Raw genomic sequence first — 1,329 nt, forward strand, 5'->3', positions numbered from 1 at the left:
CTAACACCTAAGTTAAGCCGAGCTGCGTAGTGGAGCCAACCACATGGCAAGCTTTACCTGCCATGTGGTTGGTGGAACGAAGCGGCTTCGGCTTGAACGCATTGTTAGGCATCAGCCCGCTTACCAAAGCTATGACGCAGGGCAGAGCCAGTTGAAACACCAACTATGAGCGCACAGACAAGCGAAAACCACTCCAGGGCGACAGCAAACCACGATGTACTGCCCATCCAGCGATCAAGTGTGCTTACCAGCACGAACGAGAAAACCACTTGAACAAGAAGGGCGATCCAGGCGTGAGTGAATTGCTTGGTTGGCTGGCGTATAGCGAAGACGGCAAATATAGCTCCGCAGGCGACGAACGAAACTGCAGCGCTAGCCACGAGCCATTTGATGCCCGCGTCCGTAGGTGAGAGAGCACCGTCGAGGAATCCGATTACCACTTGTGTAAGGAACAAGGTGAGCGCGAGCTTGACAATCTTGTCCCAGTTCACGACGCCATCTCCCTGATGCCTAACACCAGAAGCGGCGCCGAGCAGATGTGCTGCCACCGCCTGCCGACCTGTCCGGTGATGAACCAGGTTAACCCGAGTTGGATCGGGGGAACGAAGAGCCACCAATATTCTGTGAAGAATCGCGAGAGACGAAGGATGCCTGCTCCGTAGGCGGCGCCCGAAGCCTCCAGCGACGGAGCAACGAAGGCGCCGTACGCCTCCACAGGCAGCAGGACAGCAAAGCCAATGAACGAAAATGCGCCGTAAACAAGCGCAGCCACCACAGCGACGAAAACAACTGGGCGAGGAAGATCAGGCCGGTTACGCGAAGCGACGAAGGCTGGCCACAAGATCGGTGCGAACGAAACAACAAAGTAGATGGCTGCGATCACAACCATAAGCGCGGTCAATCCTGCCCCAAAAACTTCGATGACTTTCATAGCCGCCTAACACCTAAGTTAAGCCGAGACGCGCAGTGGAGCGGGCCAGGTGGCAAGCTTTACCTGCCGCCTGGACCGCGTAACGAAGCGGCTTCGGCTTGAACGCATTGTTAGGCCGCAACTCACTTGCCGCGACCGACTTTTGTGAAGAATGCCTTGTACGACAGCAGCCCAACAAGCGGTACCGCGACGACGCAGATTAGCGTGAGTTTGTCCCCCAGACTCGAGGAGCAGCCAGGGGGAAGCACGCCACCGAAGCCACAGCTGACGCTCCCCGGATAGGACGAGCTGGAAGTTAGAACCCAGACGAATGCCGCTATAGCTGCGACTGACACTACGATCAGCCAGCCAAGAGCAACGTGGTCAATCTTGCGAGAAATCGCCATGCGGCCTAACAC

General features: G+C 56.8%; 3 protein-coding genes. All 3 read right to left on the reverse strand.

Going from position 1 to position 1,329, the window contains the following annotated elements:
- Nucleotides 1-104 precede the first annotated feature (104 nt).
- The gene (locus IE168_RS14390) at nt 105-491 is read right to left on the reverse strand and encodes a hypothetical protein (protein ID WP_189499500.1); all 387 of its coding nucleotides are present in this window, start codon (nt 489-491) and stop codon (nt 105-107) included.
- Complete coding sequence (locus IE168_RS14395; RefSeq protein WP_189499503.1) at nt 488-931, reverse strand: hypothetical protein; 444 nt, start codon at nt 929-931, stop codon at nt 488-490. Before IE168_RS14395 ends, IE168_RS14390 begins: the two co-directional genes overlap by 4 nt.
- A 122-nt stretch (nt 932-1,053) precedes the next feature.
- On the reverse strand, nt 1,054-1,329 hold a 276-nt coding region (locus IE168_RS14665; RefSeq protein WP_229823624.1), incomplete at its 5' end, for a hypothetical protein.

It is taken from the genome of Luteimonas padinae, from assembly GCF_014652935.1.
Taxonomy (GTDB): Bacteria; Pseudomonadota; Gammaproteobacteria; order Xanthomonadales; family Xanthomonadaceae; genus Luteimonas; species Luteimonas padinae.

Bases quoted from the DNA above. Each gene is read 5' to 3' on its own strand.
- IE168_RS14395 (WP_189499503.1), bottom strand. From the start codon at position 931: ATGAAAGTCATCGAAGTTTTTGGGGCAGGATTGACCGCGCTTATGGTT.